The sequence below is a fragment of the Paenibacillus sp. G34 genome (assembly GCF_056856875.1).
Genome location: NZ_CM166469.1, coordinates 5,796,327 through 5,816,401 on the forward strand (window position 1 = coordinate 5,796,327; position 20,075 = coordinate 5,816,401).

Sequence of the window (20,075 nt, forward strand, 5' to 3'; positions counted from 1 at the left end):
TATCATTTACTATAGAAGGTTTCCAATCTGAACCGTTGAAAGGGTGGTCTGCATGGAACTGCTTCAAGATTCATTTGGCCGCATACATGACTACATCCGTATTTCCGTTACGGACCGCTGCAATCTGCGTTGTGTCTACTGTATGCCCGCGGAAGGCATGGAGTTTGCTCCGCATGATGAGATAATGAGTTATGAAGAAATTACGGAAGTACTGAAAGTGCTCGCCCCGATGGGCATGCGCAAGGTTCGGCTCACGGGGGGAGAACCGCTGGTACGTAAGGATTTGCATAAACTGGTGGGCATGATCTCTGCCATTGATGGCATCGAGGACATTGCACTGACCACGAATGCATTGTTGCTGGACAAACAGGCTCAAGCTTTGAAGGATGCTGGGCTGAACCGCATTAATATTAGCCTGGACTCCCTGCATGCTGACCGATTCTCTATGATCACACGAGGCGGAGATGTCAATAAGGTGCTGAAGGGTATCGAGGCAGCTACTGCGGTGGGCCTGGCACCGATCAAGCTAAATGTAGTGCTCATGAAAGGCATCAATGATGATGAAATCAAAGATTTTATCGCTATGACGATGGATCAGCCGCTACATGTGCGATTCATTGAATACATGCCAATCGGGCAGGCTTCCGACTCCTGGCGCCAATCGTATTTGCCGCTGGAGGCCGTTACGGATGTATGCGCCGAGGCTGGCTGGACGGTTGAGAATACCGAGGGCCCTGCCGGAAACGGTCCATCTCGCAATATGAAAATTGCTGGCGCCCAAGGCACATTTGGTCTTATTCATCCGGTCAGTGACCACTTCTGCGATAACTGTAATCGGCTGCGCCTTACAGCGGACGGACATATCAAGGCTTGTCTGTACTGGTCAGATGAATACAATGTTCGCCGCTATGTAGATGATCCCGATGCGATGGCTGCACTTTTCCTGAAAGCACTCGGCACCAAGCCGAAAAATCATGAAATGGCGCTGGCACTGGAGAAAAAAATGCAATCCCACACGCCTACAGTGCGGCGCATGTCGCAAATCGGTGGATAAATCGAAGCCCTACAGCTTTTTACGGTACGAAAGAAATGCTTAAGCTCCTAACGGAAGACACATTATTACCTAAAAATTCCTTCATTTGGAAAAGTCATAATAAGTACTGTTTTATGCATAATCAAAACAGACGTGAACTTGATGTTCCCGTCTGTTTTTTTGCGCTTATGCATATATCTAATGTAAAATACAACATCCTCTGATTCAAATGCTTCAAAAATATGTAATAGACGTTATGCCCTTTTTAGGCCTAAATTTCGCTAATCGATCTGACGATGTATAATATACACCCAGATGATATATACACACACTATAGGAGCTGACCTTATTGAACATCGTAGAAGCACTCGTTGCAGCAAGTCCTTATTTTAAAATTATGTTGAAGGAACATGATATCATGATTGCCGTTACCGATACCGAGAAGTTCTGGTATTACGTTCCGAGCAACGAGCTTGATCTTGGCATCAAAGCAGGAGATCCCATCTCTCTAGAAGACCCTACACTGCGCCGCGCGCTTGTTCATGGGGAGACTTCAGCCAATCGTATTGACGCCAAATTTTACGGCACGGCCATTATATCGGCTGCCACTCCGCTTCATGATGATGAAGGAAAGATTGCAGGAACGCTTGCTATAGGTTTTTCGCTTCAAAACGAAGAAAAGCTGGAGCACTTTACCGACCTGATTACTGGTATCAGCAGCAGGTTATCAGAGATGGTGCAGACGGTTGCTGCACAGTCCGAACAGCTAACTGCTTCGTCTACGCAAATTTTGGACAACACTCGTCTGGCTGTGAAGAACTCCGGCGAGGTCAATAAGGTTGCCGTATTTATTCGTGAAGTATCGGAGCAGACGAATTTGCTTGGCCTGAATGCAGCCATTGAAGCCGCTCGTGCGGGCGCGGCAGGTGCCGGGTTCGGCGTAGTTGCATCTGAGGTGCGTAAACTGTCCACCGGAACCAAAGAGGCGACGGTGAATATTGAGCGTTCCCTCAAGGATGTGCAGTCCTCCATTCAGCAGATGGAGCAGGAGATTACCTCTATTGCTCAGTCAAGCAATGCACAGTCTGAACTTGTAACGGAGTTCAGTGAGATTATTGACCATTTGAACGCAACAAGCCAAGATCTTAAAGTGTTCATTGAATCGATGCTGCTCAAAGCAGAATAAACGAATACATCAGGCTTCCCGTGATTTAGATAGCGGGGAGTCTTTTTTGATACCAAGTTTTGCACTCCCTCATTGTTTCCATTAACCTCCCGCAGCCCTTCCCCTTCTCCTTCTCATTCAATTCTCCTGATCATGCGGTTCCGCTTATCTCATCTAGGTGTGGAAGAGTTTCCAGCACATCATCAGCGCAAGTCCAATCATGATCAGAGCAGATACACGATTGAGTAAAAACCGTACATATCCCGTGCGATCGTGACTGCCGACCATCCTACCTGCTCCTGCAAGCCCCAAAAACCACACCCAGGATACAGCCATCGTGGTTATTGCAAAATAAAACCGTTCCACTCCTTCATACTGAAGTGAGCTGGTACCAATGACAGCTACTGTATCCAGCAAGGCATGCGGATTGAGCAGGGACACAGAAGCAGCAAAAGCAATCTGCCGTCCTGCAGACATAGCCACTGGAACTGCTTCAGGGGAAGCGGATGATCTCCATAGCCCCCAGGCCATATAGAGCAAGAACAGACTGCCTGCTCCGTATAGGATATTCGTCAATAGTGGCCATTGAACCAAAATGAGGGACATTCCCCCCACAGCGACTGCAATCAGTAACGTATCACTGATTCCCGCTGTTATTACAGGGGGCAGTGCATGGCGAAATTTCTTTTGCGTTAACCCTTGATTGAAAATAAATACATTCTGAACCCCCAGCGGTAAGATCAGGCCAAATGCCAGCACCACGGCATGAATAAAAACGTCCATTGTCCATCCCCCTTATCTCTGTCTATAGCGTAGATGAAATCAAGGTAGACGTAACCAGCCACTTGGATGGCTTTGAACCCAACCAAATGGTATAGTGGACGGTACGAATACGATAACGGACACTTTCTTTAGACCGCTCCGTCGCTGCACATCTTAACAACTGTCATAAGCACACGAGATAGCAGGGACTACGCGACAACTTTATCTTTATGAGTACAGGAGGTGAAGCCACCTGATGGGACGTGAGCATTCCGATATTTCTTCTAACCGCAGCTGGCAGCCAAACCCTGCGCTTGATTTGCCTATGTATCGTCAGATCGAAGCCTATATCCGGCAAAAAATCACAACCGGTGAGTGGTCTGCCGGAACCCGACTTCCTTCGCAGCGAACACTCGCCGCATCCATGAGTGTAAACCGCAGTACACTGGTCACCGCTCTGGATAACCTGACTGCGGCAGGTCTGATTGAAGGGCGGCATGGCGGCGGAACTTATGTCTCCGGTTCGGGGTGGCACAGCATGGCTCACGCTTCTGTGCCCAACTGGAGTGAAGCTGCCGAGGAAGGCTGGTATTATCCGAATCTGCCCGAGATCCAGCAGATTAATCAAGCCGAGTTCCGCCCTGGCATTATTCGGCTCGGAACAGGTGAACTCGCGCCGGAACAGATGCCTAATGAAGCATTCAATGCCATTCTCAGGAGCATGTCGAGCCGTACACACACCCTTAATTATATTGAACCTCAAGGTAGTCCGGAGCTTCGTGAAGCGTTATCCGTTCACTTACAGTCCAGCGGCATTCAGGCTTCGCCTGATTCGATCCTTATTGTATCCGGCTCCCTCCAGGCACTGCATTTGATTTCCGTGGGATTACTGCCTCGCGGAGCGGCTGTGCTGGTGGAGAAACCATCGTATCTCTATTCCATTCATGCATTCCAATCAGCCGGTTTGAAGCTGAACGGGATTGCCATGGATGAAGAAGGCCTGCAACTGGGGCATTTGAAACGAGCAATACAATCGGCAAAAATGGTGAAAAGTGAATCGGACAGCGAATCCTCCCCACTACTGTATACCATCCCAAGTTTTCATAACCCTACAGGTAGTGTCATGAGCGATCAGCGCCGGGAAGAATTGATGTCCCTTGCTCGCAATTCTGGCATATCCATTTTGGAAGATGCCGCATATCAAGAGCTGTGGCTGGATCACCCTCCCCCATCTTCGCTCAAGGCAAGTGATCCGGAAGGCCGTGTGCTACATATGGGCACACTCTCCAAAGCGGTCAGTCCTGGACTTCGTCTCGGCTGGCTTGTGGGCCCTGTGCCCGTCATTCGCCGTCTTGCTGATATTAAAATGCAGACGGATTACGGCACCAGTTCACTCGCTCAGGAAGCAGCGGCACTATGGTTTGCGGAAGGCCACCATACAAGCCATATGGAGCGGCTACGTCCAGAGCTCCGAAGACGCCGAGACCTCATGCTGGGACTACTCCAACGTTATTTTCATGACATTGCAGAATGGGCAACGCCAGCAGGCGGTTTCTATATCTGGCTTCGATTCACAGCTGATTCCTTATCTGTACGTCGATTATTCCATGCTTGTCTGGAAAAAGACGTGCTGATTCATCCAGGTTACCTGTATGATCGGCTGGATGCGAGTCATATCCGGCTCTCTTATGCCTATGCTTCGCAAGATGAGATGGAGCGCGGACTGATTATCCTTGCACAAGAAGCACACAGGCTAATGAAGCCCAGCGTGTGAGCAGCATCTCTTTGCATTGCAATATTGTACAATACGTCATCGCCCCCTATTGCACCGCTGATGCTCAACTTGCGCTTATTTTGGATGCTCACCTTGGTGTACCTATCTTTCCATCAATGAGAATAGCCTTGAACTAACGGAGGATATCCGCAGTTCAAGGCTATAAGCATGAGCTTTTACATTCTAAAGTGTGAAGAGTGGGATTGCAGGAACAATCCCCTATGCCTGTTATCCTTTGACCGCACCCTCTGCAATACCCTCCATAATAAATTTCTGGAAGAACGCGTAGATCAGGATGACTGGAATCGCAGTCAGGACAAGCGAGGATAGAATTAACGGCCACTCCTTGTTGTACTCACCAAACAGCATGTTTGTAGACAGGATCAGTGTGTACCGGTTTACATCCGTCAACATCAATAGTGGTAACAGGAAGTCATTCCAGATCCACAGGAAGTCCAGAATTGCAATCGTCACCGTGATTGGCAACAGCAACGGGAAGATGATCTGGAAGAACGTCTGGAACTCGTTACATCCATCCATCTGCGCCGACTCTTCCAGCTCACGCGGGATAGACTTTACAAACCCGTGATAGAGGAAGATTGCCATGTTTACACCAAGTCCGATATAGATCAGAGCCAGTCCGTAAGTGCTTCCCTGCACCCCCATCCCCTTTGCGACACGCGTCAGCGGAATCATGATGGAATGGAAAGGCACCAGCATGGAAGCAACAAACATGAAGAAAATCAGATTGCTAAGCCTGCCGGAAGTCCGCGACAGTTTGTACCCTGCAAGCGAAGCACAGAACACAATCCCCCCGATGCCCAGTATGGATACAATCGCAGAGTTCAGCGAGCTGCCGAGCAGATTGATTTTATTAAACGCATCCGTGTAGTTCTCCCAATGCAATGTTGTCGGCAGAGCGATAAACGATTGGAACATCTCGCCCTGTGTTTTGAACGAGTTCACCACAGCCATGTAGATCGGTAGCATAGCTACCAGAGAGCCGAGAATCAGTAACAGCCGAATCAGGTAATTATTCAGTCGCTGCATTCTCATGCTTCCACCTCTTTTCTCTTCATGACGGTGATCTGGATGAGTGTAAAGATCAAGACGATGATGAACAACACAACCGATTTGGCACTTGCATACCCGTATCTGAAGTTGTTCGAGAAAGCTTCTTCATAAATATTCATGGTGATCACCTGTGTAGCACGGCCTGGGCCACCGCCTGTCAATCCATAGACAACCTCGAACACTTTGAATGCACCATTCAGTGTCAGGAAGAAACAGATCGTAACAGCGTGTGTAATCATCGGCAGTACGACGTTGCGCAGCACCTGAAACGCATTAGCTCCATCAATGACCGCAGCTTCTTTAAGACTCTTCGGTACACCTTGCAATGCAGCCAGGTAGATGATCATCATATAACCCACACCGTTCCATAATGATACGATCAGAATCGAGTAGAAGGAAAACTTCGGATCACCGAGCCATTGTTGGTCGAGAAAAGAAACCGCCAGTTTCTCAGCCAGCTGCGGCAACACCTGGGAAAAGATGAACGTCCACATGAATGCACTGATGATTGTACTGATCATGTTGGGCATGAAAAATAACGTGCGGAACAACCCTTTGCTGCGTGTACGTGATTCAATCAACACCGCGAGCAGCAATGCAATGACATTTTGCAAAATGAGCATAAAGATCACGTATTTGAGCGTAAACCACAGCGAGTTCAGGAAATCAGGATCTTCTTTGAACAATTCCACAAAGTTTCCCAGACCAATAAAGCTATAGTCACGGTTTAATCCGTTCCAATCTGTCAAGCTGTAGAACATCCCGCTAAATGTCGGGTATAGCAGGAAAATTGCATAGATTACAAAGGCTGGCGCTGTGAACGCGAGCAATGAAAGATACTTTTTGAACACATTCGTAGCCATAACTTCTCCCCCTTTTTGCACAGCGGATGAGGGTTAACGGGGGAACGAAGATCGTTCAGCCAGCCGTTTCATCTGCTTCGAGACTGTGACGAAATAAAAGTACCGCTCATTTGTTGACAAAACCCCGAGATCAAGCTCAATACGGATACCAACGAGATTTTGTCAACAACCGCGGATACTGCTTTCTTACAGCTCAACCTTGTTGATCGTTCAGGCGCTTACTTGTTAAGCATTCATTCTTATCTGTTAAGCATCCGGCTCTTATTTGTTGACTTTATTGTAGGACTTCCATGCCTTGTCGAGCGCATCAATCACCTGTTGTTGATTCAACTGTCCGGAGTAGTACCCTTGCAGAGCTTTACCAGACTCATCCTTCACGGCTTGAGGAATCGTTGGGTCTTGATATGCTTTGCCTTCGTTTACATATTTCAAGGCATCATCTACCCACGGGAAGCTCTTGAACGTATGCACTTTGGCAACCGGATTGAATTTGAGTGCTTCATAGAATGCACTTGAGTCTTTGTCATCAAGAATGTAGTTTACAAAGTCGAGTGCCACTTCTTTATTTTTACTTGACGAAGATACAGCCAGTGACGTAGATGTGCTCAGGTTGATTTTGGTATCATCCGGATTGTCGTTCAGCGGCATTGGCGCTACACCGAAATTAATGTCGGGATTGGACTTCAGAATCGTTTCCGCATACCAAGGTCCTTGAATCCACATCGCTGCTTTACCTGTGGCATAAGCCGCTGCGCCGTCATCGGCTCCAACTTCAAGCGCTTTATCCGTTCCGTTCGCATTGACGAGATCGAACACATCAAACAGGGCTTTCATATCCGAGAAGGAAGCTTCGTCCTTGTTCATTTTTTCGACGAAGTCTTTATGCTCCGTTTGTGTCAGTGCACCTACCGTCAGCGGCAGGAACAATTGCGGAACCCAAGCTTCTTTGTAAGAAAGCTCAAACGGGGTGATACCCGCTGCTTTCAGCTTCTCTACAACCGCTTTCATTTCTGTCAGTGTTGTTGGAACCTCCAGCCCTTGTTCCTTGAAGATATCTTTGTTGTACAGATAACCCCATGACAAGGTTTCCAGCGGAACCGCAACCACTTTGCCGCTTGCATCCGTTACGGAAGGTTTGACCGAATCCAGCAATTTATCTACAAAAGGTTGGTTGGACAAGTCTTCGAGATATCCGGCTTTGCTGAACGGTGGAATCTCATTCACCGCATGCAGAGCGAATACGTCTGGTGCATCATTGGACGCTAGTCTTGTTTTCAAAATCTGAGGTGCATTGTCTGCCGGCGGCATCTCCAGTTGCACATTCACTTCGATGTTTTTGTCTGCTTTTTCCTTGGCTTTGAACTGTTCTATATATTTATCGTAATGTTCTTTCAGCCTTGGTTGAGCAATGAATACTTTGAGGTTCACGGTGCTGCCAGCTTTGACTTCGTTCTGTTCATTATCCGTGCCTGCATTCGAGCCGCAGCCTGCGAGCAGAACGCTGACCAGTGCCGCACTTACAACGCTTTTCCATACTTTCATCTCTTATGACCTCCCGGTGTGACTGGTTTGTCTTTCATAGGCTTATTATATATCGCAAAATGTAAGCGCTTCATTGGACAAAATTAGACTCTTCCATTGGATTATTTTAAACCTTAATCCAAGCAACATTCCCCGAACGAATCATTCGGGGAATGGGTTGGACAACTTATGCCGGCCTTTCCGCATCTCTCCGGGCGACAAACCAAAGTGCTTTTTAAATACCCGATAGAAGTAGGACACATCTTCATACCCCGTCATCTCGGCGATATGTTTGAATGGAATCTGATCATCCATCACCCATTCTTTTGCTTTGGCCATTCGAAGCTGAACCGCATAATCGGTCACGTTCACGTCATATTCTTTCTTGAAAGCTTTGCTCAAATATTCCTTACTGACAAAAAAGATCTGGGCAAGCTGCTCCAGCGTAATCATCTCCATGCAGTGCTGCTCCATATATTGCTTCACATCTTCAAGGTTCAGTTTGTTCTTATACTTACGCTGGGCAATTAATTGTTCCAATGCCTGAACATACGAAACTGAGATCCACTCCACGGATGCAGAGATGGATGTTAGAACTGTTACAGGTGGCAATGCCCCTTCATCCGAGCGATCAGACAACCCATTGGAGACACACAACTCGTCCAGCAAGTTCTGCAACTCGTAAACAACGCGTCCAAGCTGGCGAGGTCTGCGAATTTCACTCCGTTCCAGCTTCTGCTCCAGTTGCTGGAACCATTCCCGCAGACTCGGCAGGTTCAGATCGTTGAAGCGCAGACGCGCTTGTTGCTGGAACGAAGAGAACTCACCCGCGAATGAGGCCGGATAAGCTTCCCATACTTCCGGTGCCGCAGCAGCTTTATCCAGTTCACGACTACATTTCGCCAGTGTAGCATTGAGTTCATCCGGGTTCACTGGCTTCAGCAGGTAGTCAGCGGCACGATACCGCAGAGCATGTTTGGCATAATTAAAATCATCATAGCCGCTCACCACAACGACCTTAATCTCCGGGTACTGACTGCTAAGCGTCTGCATCAGCTCCACGCCGTCCGATCCTGGCATACGCATATCCGTAATAATAAGATGAGGTTGCAATGTCTTGACCATCTGTATCGCCTGTTCTCCATCCTCTGCCTCACCGCAGACAACCAAGCCCAGCTCATTCCATTCACCAAGATTGCGGATAATATCCCGATTCCAAGGTTCATCATCCACCAGCAGCACTTTATAGTTCTCCTTATTCATAAGGGTTCGCCTCCTGTTGCGCAGGGGATCATTACGATCACTTTGGTTCCCTGCCCAAGTTTACTTTCCATACGCATACCGTAATCGGGTCCAAAATGCATCACCATTCGTGATGCGGCATTGAGCAGGCCAATACTATTGCCTGAACTCCATACCCGATCGGTATGCCGCGTAATACGCTCGAGTTTCGATTGCATCTCTGCGAGCCTGTCCGGCTCCATACCCATGCCATTATCACAAATTTGAATGGTCACCAATCCTTGCTGCAGATCAGAGACGACTTCGATGCCCAGTCTCCACTCCCCTGGCTTTTTCTCCAGTCCATGCAAAAATGCATTCTCCACAAGGGGCTGCAATGATAACTTCGGAATATAACACTCTCGGAGTTCTCCCGTAATTTCCAGCTTATATTCAAGCCGGGTGGCAAAACGTTGCTTCTGAATCAGCATATAATGCTCCAATTGATCCAGTTCGGATTGCAGAGGAACAAGGCCGTCCGGTGCCCGCACAATGTAACGGAACATTTCACTTAATGCCCGAATCACCTTGTAGCTGTCTGCCGGCTTTTGCGAATAGACCATGCCGCCGATCATCTGTAGGGTATTTTGCAGAAAATGGGGATGGATCTGAGATTGCAGCGCTTTGAGCTCGGCTGTCCGCTTTTCCAGATTCATTAAATAGTTATCCTGGATATGCTCTCGGATTCGGCTAGCCATCCCGTGTAGATTTTTCTCCAGTAGGCCGATCTCATCCACTCGTCCGCTGCGCTCGACTTTACGATCCTTGATCAGCTGGATGCCCTTCATGGAATTCGCCAGTTTGACAATAGGTTTAGAGGTTCGCCAAGCGACCAGTGCTGCCAGAGCAACGGACATGACCGTTGCCACTCCGCCCACGACAAGTCCATACTTCATCGTTTCCAGTGCGCTCTCGTTAATGACATGATCCGGTACGATTTTGATCACCCGTAGACCTGTCGACTCAATATCATGATAGAAAATATATTCCTGTGCTGTACGAATAAAACCGGCGTTATCCTTCGTTTCACTCAGTTGCTTCAATGCTTCATCCGAGGGTTGAATAGAGGAGTTCGGCTGATATACCGGATGACCTGAACTGTCTCCGATATAGGCGGTATAATCTCCCCTGCTGTCGAGCAATTCAAGCGTCTGGTTATACTCGGCCCACTTGATCTCCAGACTGATCGCCCCAATCTGAGCCTGATCCTCGAAGCGGTTCATACTGCGGGTCATATGGAACTTTTGCGGATCGTTCGGGTCATTCATAATCGTAAAGTCTTTATGCTCTGCAAAAAGCTCAAGGTACCCTTCAGGGATATCCGCAACCGTCTTAATTCGGGATTCCATCGAATTGAAGGTGAACAACGTATCCTGCTCTTTCAAATACAACTCCACGCCGAACACATAATTGCCAGCAGAATAGTAGACGCTATTAAGCATATTAAATACAGCCTTCTGTTCGTCGAAGCGTGTAGCAGCAGGTGCTTCCCGATTCAATGCCAAGTACTGATGCAGCTCATCACTGATCTGAATGGAATAAATAATATTATTCATGCGGGTAAACTGTTCTGCCAAATAGACTGAAGCCCAATTCATATTGACCTGGTTCGTATCCATAATCTCGGCCTCCATGGAGGAGCGTGTATTTTCAGCAGCAACACCGGTCATCACAATAACTGGCAGTACTGCAACCAGAGTCATCGTCAGAATCAGTTTATTACGAATGCTGCGCTTGAAAGGATCAATCAGCCGGCGGTAGAGTTCGGTAAACACAGCGCATCCACTCCTGAACTAAAATAAGACAAACGCCCCAGCATCAGAGCTGAAGGCGCCATGGTCTTGTTATTTTTTTCGGAAAATAGGAAGTAAATGTTGAACCAAGATTTTACACAGGCCACTCCGATGACAGAATAACCTGGAGAGTAGCGGTTAACCCCAGATTTTTTTGATTCCTTTTCCAAAAAGGAAAATCCGGTGATAAGCGTATGCTTCCGATGGAGCTTTCTTGCAGAAAGCTTTTAGGCGACCGCTTCGCTTTTTCAGGTTTTTCTATTATTCCCTAGTTTTGTTCGATAATGCGGATCCCCCAACGTTCCAACTCGATCTCCTGTTCAGCAGCAATCGTATCTCCTGACAGCAGTTCCGTTCCTCCGCCATGCGGATTCTTGAAGGAAACTGCATGATCCGAATAGTTGAAATAGTAGCGGATGGTCTGGCCTTGATCGTTTACCCCCGTCTTCACAATGAGTGGAAAAGCAAGCTCCTGATCCGCTCCCCACACACCCGCGTCCTTCATCACACGTTCCAGTACCTTGCGAATGACAGCGGCACTTGTATAACAGCCAACATATGTTGCTTTGCCTTTACCATAGTTGTTTTGCGTGATCGCTGCATACTCTCCCCAGTGTGGATGATCGTACCAAGCAAGCACCTCAGCGGTAGTCGGCGTAATCAGCTCCATCCAGGTGTGCACCTGATTATGCTCCTCGCCTACGGCAAATGGATCATCGCGCAGAGCAACATTCTTCGGCTCAACAAACAGGTTGTAGCTAATACCACACGCTTCACTGATCAGTCCCGGCTGACGCGTAGAGCGTACTTTAATGTGCTCATTGGCAAAACCGCTTTTGAACGAGTACACGATATGTCCGCCATCCTGTACAAATTGATTTAATTTTTCCAGCAGCGCATCGGAAGCCGCATAGAGTGCAGGCACCACAAGCACATCATAATTTGCATAACTCTCCACGGAAGGATCGATCAGATCGCAGCCAATGTTCATTTTATACAGTTCATCGTACATCCAGCGCACAACGTCATTGTAATTCTTGTCACTTGTAAAGTTAAAGCCGAACCACTTAATGGAGGTCAATGCCTCGTTACTGAACAGTACAGCCACCCGATTGCTTTTCTTCAGATTCACCAGCTTAGGACTCAGGCGAGCAAAATCGCGGCCAATCGTCTTGGCTTCGTTATACACGGGATTCGGTTCAAAATCATGGCTCAGCAGACCTTTCCAATAGGTCTCAAACGAATTGTGCAGCGAGTGCCAATGCCAGTAGGCAACCATATTAGCCCCGGAAGCCAGATGACTGAATGCTTGTAATCGCAGCTGTCCCGGATAAGGAACCCAGTGCCAGAATGCCTGTGCTTCGGTCTCCAGAACAAGGTAGTTAGATTGTTTGGTGGAACGCGCCACGTCTCCCCCGAACGAAATCTCAATACCCGTCAGCTCGTCTTGGGAAGGATGATAGATATCTACACTGGTGATGTCAAAAGGTTGGGATGCCGCAAAATGATCCACATCCCCCTGAATGCCGTACGAATACCCGCGCCATTCAAAGTCAAAATTCTGGGTTACAAACTGGCCTTCCTGTTTGTACTCATTCACAATCCCGACCTGCCACGCCAGGAAATCCGTGACCAGTTGCCGCTGGAACTTGGCAAACTCAGCTCCAAGACTACCGTTAATCGTACCGACGACGGAAGGGAAGTCTTCCCAGCTGTTGATCCGGTTACTCCAGTAATCCAGTCCAAATTCTTTGTTCAACTCATCTAGCGAGCTGAACTTGTTGCGCATATATTTAACAAACTGTAGTTGCACATTGTCTCCAGCCGTGTTGTAATGCTTCGTTTCATTGTCTGTCTGATATCCGATGACCGCCGGATGTTTACTCACGCGTGAGATCAGCTTGCGAATGATGCGCTCTGCGTAAAACAGATAGGTCGGATGGGTAATATCCATAATCTGTCTTGCTCCATATTTTCCCGGTCCTTGTGCTGTTGTTGCCAGAACATCCGGGTGTTCCTTCACCATCCACGTCGGAACAGCATACGTTGGGGTGCCTACAATGACATGAATTCCGGCCTCATGCATGGCATCCAGCACTCGATCTACGGACGTGAAATCAAAGACACCGTTTTGCGGTTCATGGGTACTCCACGTAGATTCAGCGATGCGCACCACATTGATTCCGGCGTCTTTCATCATCTGAATATCCTTGTTCAGTCTCTCGTAAGGCATATATTCATCGTAATAGGCTACGCCGTATAATAATTTGTCCATAATCAAGTCTCCTTTGAGTGGGGTTTATATAAGAGAAACCCGTCCTATTTGCACGTCCACTACAATGACAGAATAACCTTCCATTCGCCCTTATCCCCAGATTTTTTTATTCCACTTTCTCAAGGGTAAAATCCGGTGATAAGCGTATGCTTTCGAAGTAGCTTTCTTTCAGAAAGCTTGTAAGCGACCGCTTCGCTTCTCCAGTTTTTTTCTGTCCTCTCCGTTTCTGTGCAAATGAGTTGTTTAACTTATATAACGTTGTTGGCAATAGGGTAGTTGACATGTTCCTGCCATTAATGATAGCGTTTACATTAATGTTTCTATAGAGGGTATCCTTTGTGCGGTATCTATTGATTGTGCTTGCTTATCCCTTGATATTAGGATGTCTGTGTTAAACTGATTATAATGAAGTACATGCATGGTGCCGATGGCACAAGGCGAGTATTTTTTACCCTTTTCCGAGGTGAATGTCATGGATATCCGTTCGCAGCTTAGAGAGATGCCGTTTCATACGCTCGCTCACTGGCTTCCGATTATCGATTGTAACATTAAATTTTATGGTGCTCACAGCCAACAAGTTCCCTATGGGTGGGCTATGCCTGAAGAAACACATCCCGGCTTTGAGATCATTCTAATCATTCAGGGTACGCAGGAAAGTGTGATTCATGGATACACATATACGGTAGATGAAGGCTCCATCCTGCTCATTCCGCCAGGATTCAAGCATACGAATGCATGTATCTCCGCGGAAGGCATGACCTATTTTAGCGCTCATTTTAATGTAGATGATCCGCTCTTTACCTTAAAGCTAATATCCCAGCGCAGCAGAATCTATGCCGCAAGTACAGGAGATAATATGAGAATAAGGGCTGTCCTGGAAAGTTGGATGGGCATGATTAAAACGGTCGAAGCTTATACTTCAACGGATAAAATGCTCATGCAAGCGCGTATGTTCGAACTGTTTGCACTGTTATCCCAGGCCGCAGATCAAGCACCGGAGTCCACCATTTCGGTTGCTGCTGCGCAAGCCCCTGCCCCAACTGCCATGCATTACGCAGGAGCGATAGCCGAGGCGATCAAACAGGCCTTTCATGCCCAGCTTCGATCACGGGACGGCAATGTATCTTCAGTGAAAGTCGAACAGATTATTGCATCATTTGGCATTAGTCCAGGATATGGTTTACAGGTTTTTCGTAAAGTGTTTGGTCATTCTCCGCGCGCCTACCTGTCCAATCTGAAACTGCAGGAAGCCAAAATGCTGATCGAGCAGCCCGATCTTTCGCTTGGGGAGATTGCTATAAAACTGGGTTACACCCATTTGTCTCATTTCAGCAGGCAATTCAAACGCTGGACAGGCCAAAGTCCACTTCTCTATCGAAGCCAGCACGCCGAAAACAGCCGGGATTCCGTTGATCAGTCTTCAGAAGAAAGTTCAGAATGCTGAAGACGAATCCGTATATTTTCGAATTCCTCGGGCGTATTCATGTTGCTTAATTGTAGTTCGGCATGCCCGATTCCCACTTGCTCCAGTTCGTTTGTATCGACAAACTGGCAGCCGATCTCTTCCAGCCAGCGAATGACACGTAACCGGTCATGAATGAGGGAATGTTCTAGCTTGGGAAGTACACGGCTGTGATATACCCCTGCAAGCGGGTGAACGCGCCCCTCTACACGCGGCACGATAGCGCTACATGTAGGATATTGTGCGGCGAGCCTCTTCATTCCATTGAAAAAAGAGGTTTGCAGAAGCGGCATATCGCAAGCACTGACCAGATTCCACTCGGTATGGGATACTGTCAGCGCTGCGTGAAGCCCGGCAAGTGGCCCCTTTCCGGGATAAGCATCCTTTACGCATTCGAAGTCTTCATCCCCTATTGCGGTGTAGATTGCTTCGCTCGGCCCTGCTGCAACAACAATTCGGGATACGGCAGGTCTGATCGCATTCTTCATATGAGTTAACACCGTTGAACCATTCAGTTCAAGCAGTGCTTTGTTTGTTCCCATCCGGCTGGATAATCCACCTGCCAATATAATGCCTGTCCATTTTTCAGCGTCCATGTACTCTCCTCTTCCCGTAAGAACCTGAGTTTTCTATTCGTGAAATAAATTAATGAAACTCCAAATCGTGTATCAGCAGTCGAGCGATACGGATGCATATTATATCCCATGCCTTAAATTTATACCGAACTCATTAAGCACACATCCGTAGCACACATCCGTAGCATACATTCCGCTACATCCGTTTTGAGATGAAGATATACCTTAGGGCATACCTTTATTTCATATACTATACATTGAATCCCCTTTCAACAAATGATACATTGAACAATATGATTTTGATTCGGAAAGGAATGGCTCAATTGGACAGATCTGCACCTGTTAGAGGCACAACCTCGCTGACCTCTCTGAAACTATATAACTTTTTCATCTATGGAGCCATTTCGATCTTTGCCGGATTCCTGCAGCTCTATCTTCAAGAGATTGGCATGACCAAACTGGAGATCGGGAGCCTGATGGCCATCGGTCCTTTTGTATCTCTGTTTGCCAATCCGTTCTGGGGATTCTGGAGCGATAAATCGCGCAATATCCGCATTGTGCTGATGATGATGATGGGAGGCACCTTTGTGCTTGCACAAGGTGTATTTTACGCGCCCTCATATGCCTGGATCTATGTAGCCATGATTTTCTTTTATTTTTTCCAAAGTCCGTTATTTGCTCAGACCAACAGTCTGATTCTCGGTTATATCGACGGTACAGGTCAGAAGTTCGGGTCATTTCGGCTCTGGGGCTCTCTGGGTTGGGCGCTCACTGCAGTTGCTGCCGGGCCGGTTATTGACCGTTTTGGCGTGAGCAGTGTATCCATTATTTTTGCATGTATGATTGCTATAGCGTTTGTATTCTCTATACTTCTGCCAAGGCAGCCCATCGCTTCCGATACTCCGATTGTGACGTTCCGGCGGTTCGGCAAAGTGATGTTTAATCCGTATTTTATGATTTTTATCGGCCTTGGGGTGCTCGTTTCGGTACCCAATGCCATGAACAGTACATTTATGTCGCTTTATATTGTAGAGATGGGCGGCGACAAACAGATGGTCGGCTGGGCCATCTTCACATCCTCTATTCTCGAAGTGGGTGTGTTCCTGTTGCTGGATCGGCTACTGAAACGCAAAATGAGCATACTACTGGGCTCTCTGATTCTGGTCAGCCTGTTGTTTGCTCTTCGCTGGCAGCTCATGGCGCTGGCTAACAACCCGATGGAGGTTGTCTTCATTCAACTCATGCACTCGGTCACCTTTGGCGGTTATTTCTATGTGGGCACACAACTGACGATGCTGTTTATTCCACGGCCTTACCGCTCCTCCGGGCAAGCGGTGTATACGATGGCTTGGGGTGGTCTCTCCGGCGTCATTGCTGGGCTGTTTGGCGGTTGGCTATTCCAGAGCTTCGGTGCAGAGGTAATGTACAACATCGGTGTCTTCTTTTCACTCATCGGCGCTGCTGGCTTTGCCATCATGTGGCTGTGGAACCGTCGTAATGGATACCAGCCAACGGTGCTGACCGAGATGGGCAATATGGATGAAGAGAAGTAGATGAGATTACCTGGTAAAGATAAGTAAATCAGAATGCCTGGGTGAGGATATGGCAAGTAGATGAGGAACAGATGGGGAATAGATGGATAAGGATTAGAGGAGAAGTCATTGAAAAAACAAAAATTCCAGCTCTAACGTAATGATAACGAGAGTTAACACTGGTGGGTAATAAGGTGTTTGGTAGCTTGGTGCTCGGCGAGTGAGAGTAAATGATGGATGGTTTATTCTTGTGTGATGCAACTCTGCAAGTCGAGTCGTATTATTAAAGCTCTGGCAGCTCTGTGACTCTGCGGCGGGCAGCTTTACGGAAACTCCTGCAGAAACTCGAGCATTCCTGTGAAAGATTTGCGGTAACTCTCGCGGCTAACGGCTAACGATCACCAGGAAGCTTATTTGGGCAATTTCTAGACGTTTCATATTCTAACGATCACCAGAAGCCTTATTTCTGTCTAAAGCGAGGAAAAAAGGGTAAACGGACTGCATTTTCAAGAAATAAGCTCCGTACGGATCGTTAGAATTCAGAAGTGCCGAAAAGTAGGCAAATAGCGTTTCCTGTGATCGTTAGAGTAATTTGCATACTACCAAGGAAGACATCCCCGCTAAATCGAAAAAACACACAAAGGGGCGTCCCATCATCTTAAGTGATGAAGGAACGCCCCCTTTTAATACTTATGCAGCTTGTTCGTCCCAAAACTTCGTGCTCTAACCCAAACCCTTCGAGCATTCGACGGATGAATTGAGCTCGTGGCTAACACCGGTTTACCCACCAGCGCTGTCATCATGTACTATTTTACGTCTATCTCACGCTCTTGTGCGTCTATCTCACGCACTTGTCTGTCTTATGCTCTTGTGCGTCTATCTCACGCTCTTTGTATGCCTACTGTCTACCTCATCTCGTATCCTTCGCGCACCTACCTTATGCCTTCGGCAATTGGAATGAGCTTTTCAGCGATACAACCCGGTTGAATACGGGACGGCCTGGCTCGGAGTGCTTTGGATCAACACTGAAGTAGCCGTGACGGAAAAATTGGAACTTGTCCTGTGGTTTCGCTTCTTTCATCTCTTGCTCCACGAAGCCTTGAACGATCTCCAGCGAGTTCGGGTTCAACTGATCCAGGAACGTTTTTTCCGGTTGCTCGGCGGTCTCTGCTCCAGCTCCAGTCACATCAGCCTCAATCTCAGCTCCTGCTACAGCAGCAACAACCTCCGCCTCTGCTTCCGCTTCCGGCGCTTCCGCCGAAATCAACGGCTCGTACAAACGGAATTCTGCAGGTACCGCTTGAGTTGCCTCTACCCAGTGAATCGTGCCTTTGACTTTGCGGCCCGTAAAGCCGCTGCCACTCTTCGTTTCTACATCATAAGTGCAATGAATCTCAACGACATTACCGTCCGCATCCTTGATTACGTCATTACATTTAATGAAGTAGGCATGTTTCAGACGAACTTCATTGCCAGGGAACAAACGGAAGTATTTGTTCGGCGGATTTTCCATAAAGTCGTCTTGCTCGATATAAATCTCACGGGAGAACGGAATTTGGCGGTTGCCCATCTCCGGATTTTCCACGTTATTCTCGGCCTCCAGCCACTCCACTTGTCCCTCAGGATAGTTGGTGATAACCACTTTGAGCGGGTGCAGGACAGCCATGGTGCGCGGAGCTTTCAGTTTCAGATCCTCACGAACAAAGTGCTCCAGCGTTTGCAGATCGATCACGCCTTGGCTTTTGGAAATGCCTGTTTCGAATACAAAATCACGAATCGCTTCCGGTGTGTACCCCCGGCGACGCAAACCCGAGATCGTTGGCATACGCGGATCGTCCCAGCCATCCACATGGCCTTCGTCCACAAGCAACTTCAGCTTACGTTTGCTCGTTACCATCTGTGACAAGTTCAGGCGGCCAAACTCGTATTGACGTGGCTGACTCTCCATCTCACATTCCGCGATAACCCAATCATAGAATGGACGCTGATCTTCAAACTCCAGGGAACATAAAGAGTGAGTTACACCTTCAATGGCATCTTCGAGCGGGTGTGCGAATGCGTACATCGGGTAGATGCACCATTTGTCGCCCGTGTTATGGTGATGTGCATGAGAGATACGGTAGATGACCGGATCACGCAGGTTGATGTTAGGCGAAGCCATGTCAATCTTGGCACGAAGTACCTTTTCTCCGTTCTTGAATTCGCCTGCACGCATACGTGTGAACAGGTCGAGATTCTCTTCCACCGAACGCTCGCGGTATGGGCTGTTTTTGCCCGGCTCGGTCAGCGTTCCGCGCATTTGACGGATTTCGTCGGCGCTTTGATCGTCGACATAGGCTTTACCTTTTTCAATAAGCAAGACCGCACGGTTGTACATCTCATCGAAATAATCCGAGGCAAAACGTTTCTCGTTCCACTCGTATCCGAGCCATTTCACGTCTTCCTGGATAGAGTTCACGTACTCCAGGTCTTCCTTCACCGGGTTCGTGTCATCAAAGCGCAGGTTCGTCTTGCCGCCGAACTCGCCGCCCAGCGTAAAGTTGATCCAGATCGCCTTCGCGTGACCAATATGCAGATAACCGTTCGGTTCCGGTGGAAAACGGGTAATAACTTCCTGGACTTTGCCCGACCGGAGGTCTTCGGTAATGATATTTTTAATAAAGTTAGGTGGGGTTGTGAATCGGTTGTCCACAGTTATCAAACCTTTCATGAATGGATTGGAGCTTGCAAAAAGTACAATAGTACAGCAATTCCGGGTAAAATTCCTTAATGGCGAAACCATTTCCTGAAAATATCTTCTTTCATGGAAAGTTTCGTACGCGTTTCATTTAAATATACCTTTAACGGGGAAGGAGTTCAATAAATAACAACATGAAAATCGGGATCAAACGCACACGCTACCAGATTCAAGTTAGGCCCAATACCATTTTGACGAGTTCGCACGAATCATGTAGCATATGAGTAA

The 20,075-nt window shown here is 47.7% G+C and carries 15 protein-coding genes; 5 read left to right on the forward strand and 10 right to left on the reverse strand.

What is annotated here, in order from left to right; translation table 11 throughout:
* Positions 1–52 precede the first annotated feature (52 nt).
* Positions 53–1,054: a GTP 3',8-cyclase MoaA gene (gene moaA, locus AC1VYS_RS26265; RefSeq protein WP_482912063.1), complete on the forward strand. Its 1,002-nt coding sequence runs from the start codon at positions 53–55 to the stop codon at positions 1,052–1,054.
* A gap of 328 nt (positions 1,055–1,382) precedes the next feature.
* Positions 1,383–2,219, forward strand: a complete 837-nt coding sequence (locus AC1VYS_RS26270) for a methyl-accepting chemotaxis protein (protein WP_482912064.1) — start codon at positions 1,383–1,385, stop codon at positions 2,217–2,219.
* 153 nt (positions 2,220–2,372) lie between these two features.
* Here AC1VYS_RS26270 and AC1VYS_RS26275 read toward each other — a convergent pair whose 3' ends face one another.
* Positions 2,373–2,981 carry a LysE/ArgO family amino acid transporter gene (locus AC1VYS_RS26275; RefSeq protein WP_482912065.1) on the reverse strand — a complete coding sequence of 203 codons (609 nt, stop codon included), beginning with the start codon at positions 2,979–2,981 and terminating at the stop codon, positions 2,373–2,375.
* Between the two features lie 235 nt (positions 2,982–3,216).
* Between AC1VYS_RS26275 and AC1VYS_RS26280 the strand changes: the two genes are divergently transcribed.
* A complete protein-coding gene (locus AC1VYS_RS26280; protein ID WP_482912066.1) occupies positions 3,217–4,734 on the forward strand; it encodes an aminotransferase-like domain-containing protein in 1,518 nt (505 codons plus the stop codon).
* A gap of 228 nt (positions 4,735–4,962) precedes the next feature.
* On the opposite strand, the gene AC1VYS_RS26285 is transcribed toward AC1VYS_RS26280, so the two are convergent.
* From AC1VYS_RS26285 to AC1VYS_RS26315, 7 genes are all read right to left on the reverse strand, one after another.
* Positions 4,963–5,790, reverse strand: coding sequence for a carbohydrate ABC transporter permease (locus AC1VYS_RS26285; protein ID WP_482912067.1), 828 nt, complete (start codon positions 5,788–5,790; stop codon positions 4,963–4,965).
* The gene (locus AC1VYS_RS26290) at positions 5,787–6,671 is read right to left on the reverse strand and encodes a carbohydrate ABC transporter permease (protein WP_482912068.1); all 885 of its coding nucleotides are present in this window, start codon (positions 6,669–6,671) and stop codon (positions 5,787–5,789) included. Before AC1VYS_RS26290 ends, AC1VYS_RS26285 begins: the two co-directional genes overlap by 4 nt.
* A 261-nt stretch (positions 6,672–6,932) precedes the next feature.
* Positions 6,933–8,213 carry an ABC transporter substrate-binding protein gene (locus AC1VYS_RS26295; protein WP_482912069.1) on the reverse strand — a complete coding sequence of 427 codons (1,281 nt, stop codon included), beginning with the start codon at positions 8,211–8,213 and terminating at the stop codon, positions 6,933–6,935.
* A 141-nt stretch (positions 8,214–8,354) separates the two neighbouring features.
* Entirely contained in the window at positions 8,355–9,455 is a 1,101-nt protein-coding gene (locus AC1VYS_RS26300) for a response regulator transcription factor (protein WP_482912070.1), read from the reverse strand.
* Positions 9,452–11,248: a sensor histidine kinase gene (locus AC1VYS_RS26305; RefSeq protein ID WP_482912071.1), complete on the reverse strand. Its 1,797-nt coding sequence runs from the start codon at positions 11,246–11,248 to the stop codon at positions 9,452–9,454. The genes AC1VYS_RS26300 and AC1VYS_RS26305 overlap by 4 nt, the downstream gene beginning before the upstream one ends.
* Positions 11,221–11,436 carry a hypothetical protein gene (locus AC1VYS_RS26310; protein ID WP_482912072.1) on the reverse strand — a complete coding sequence of 72 codons (216 nt, stop codon included), beginning with the start codon at positions 11,434–11,436 and terminating at the stop codon, positions 11,221–11,223. Before AC1VYS_RS26310 ends, AC1VYS_RS26305 begins: the two co-directional genes overlap by 28 nt.
* Positions 11,437–11,534: 98 nt before the next feature.
* Complete coding sequence (locus tag AC1VYS_RS26315) at positions 11,535–13,541, reverse strand: beta-galactosidase (RefSeq protein ID WP_482912073.1); 2,007 nt, start codon at positions 13,539–13,541, stop codon at positions 11,535–11,537.
* A 472-nt stretch (positions 13,542–14,013) separates the two neighbouring features.
* Here AC1VYS_RS26315 and AC1VYS_RS26320 point away from each other — a divergent pair, with 472 nt between their 5' ends.
* Positions 14,014–14,985 (forward strand): AraC family transcriptional regulator, encoded by a 972-nt coding sequence (locus AC1VYS_RS26320; protein ID WP_482912074.1) that lies wholly within the window; start codon positions 14,014–14,016, stop codon positions 14,983–14,985.
* Here the strand turns inward: AC1VYS_RS26320 and AC1VYS_RS26325 are convergent.
* Entirely contained in the window at positions 14,955–15,599 is a 645-nt protein-coding gene (locus AC1VYS_RS26325; protein ID WP_482912075.1) for a molybdenum cofactor guanylyltransferase, read from the reverse strand. The genes AC1VYS_RS26320 and AC1VYS_RS26325 overlap by 31 nt on opposite strands.
* A gap of 293 nt (positions 15,600–15,892) precedes the next feature.
* Between AC1VYS_RS26325 and AC1VYS_RS26330 the strand changes: the two genes are divergently transcribed.
* Positions 15,893–17,131: an MFS transporter gene (locus AC1VYS_RS26330; RefSeq protein WP_482934539.1), complete on the forward strand. Its 1,239-nt coding sequence runs from the start codon at positions 15,893–15,895 to the stop codon at positions 17,129–17,131.
* A 916-nt stretch (positions 17,132–18,047) separates the two neighbouring features.
* Here AC1VYS_RS26330 and AC1VYS_RS26335 read toward each other — a convergent pair.
* The gene (locus AC1VYS_RS26335; RefSeq protein WP_482912077.1) at positions 18,048–19,820 is read right to left on the reverse strand and encodes a glutamine--tRNA ligase/YqeY domain fusion protein; all 1,773 of its coding nucleotides are present in this window, start codon (positions 19,818–19,820) and stop codon (positions 18,048–18,050) included.
* Positions 19,821–20,075 lie beyond the last annotated feature (255 nt).